At 36.2% G+C, this 1,186-nt stretch carries 2 protein-coding genes; both read right to left on the reverse strand.

Translation table 11 applies throughout. The annotated features are described in order from the left end of the window. A partial coding sequence (locus FTV32_RS17120; RefSeq protein WP_180029160.1) for a multicopper oxidase domain-containing protein occupies window positions 1-489 on the reverse strand: 489 nt, incomplete at its 3' end. A gap of 47 nt (window positions 490-536) precedes the next feature. Then, window positions 537-884, reverse strand: coding sequence for a hypothetical protein (locus tag FTV32_RS17125; protein ID WP_180029161.1), 348 nt, complete (start codon window positions 882-884; stop codon window positions 537-539). Window positions 885-1,186 lie beyond the last annotated feature (302 nt).

Consider the following 1,186-nt stretch of genomic DNA (forward strand, 5'->3'; position numbering starts at 1 on the left):
CATCACCACATAGTCACGTTCAGCTTTTTCATGTGCTGCCAATGGTGTTTTACCTTTTGGATAAATCACAAAAGAACCATATAAGCCGTCCTGTTCCTGTCCTTTAGAATGAGCGTGATACCAATAACTCCCGCTTTGGCGAATCTTGAATTTATAAACATACTCGCTTTGAGGCTTAATACCGTTAAAACCATTAAATCCCGGTACACCATCCATAATGCCCGGCAACAACAGTCCGTGCCAATGAATAGAAGAATCTTGGTTTTTTAAATTATTTTTCACGCGAATGATGGCTTCATCACCCTCTTCAAACTCAAGCAAAGGCGCAGGAAATTGACCATTTACGGTAATGCGCTTTACAGGCTTTCCAGTTGGACTGACCACTGCTTCATCAATAACAAGCTGATATTCACGCACTTCGGCAAAAACCAAAGGCGACGATGCAAAACAAATACCTGCTAATAGGTACGAACTAATTTTATGAGACATAACTTAACCTTAATTTTTGAAAAATAAATAAATTTTAAAAAAATTGGTTAAGCTTTAGGGGGACGTAAAATTTCTTGCCAATACCCATTTAGATATTGGTTGGGGTAATAAAAATTAGGCTGATCTATAGAATAGAAGGTATATAGGGGATCTAGCGAGCTTTGCAAAGAATGAAGACATGAGATCTGTGTCTGGCAGGATAAGCTAGAACATTCCTGACACTTTTTGTGATCTATATTCTGATTAAGAGCTAAATGATTATGGCAATTGGTATTCGTCTGTACTTCGTGATTAATACCATGTTGAGTGACTTGCTGTGCTTGATCTAAACAATGATCTTGGCTCATTTCAGTTTGCATATTGATATGCATTATCTTTACTGATGCAACAGACACACTACTCCATCCTATGGCAAAAACCATAAGAAAACAAAACCAAAGTTTTTTGGAGAGATGAGTCAACACGAATGCTATCTAGGAATAGAATTTAATCCAAAATATCTTAACGGAATTTCAAATATTTACAACTCAATATAATTTAGTAGTTTCTCTAAAATTAACATAATACACCTTATGCGAAATCAAAATGTAAGCCCAAAGTAGAAATGTCCGGTTTCTCCAAAGTAAAAATGTCCGCTTTTAGAATATGCACTTTTGCAATTTTCTTAGCGGACGGTTTGATATGTTGGTGTCTATGT

Origin of the sequence: Acinetobacter sp. YH16032, assembly GCF_013417345.1 — a bacterium.
In the GTDB taxonomy this organism is placed as follows: Bacteria; Pseudomonadota; Gammaproteobacteria; order Pseudomonadales; family Moraxellaceae; genus Acinetobacter.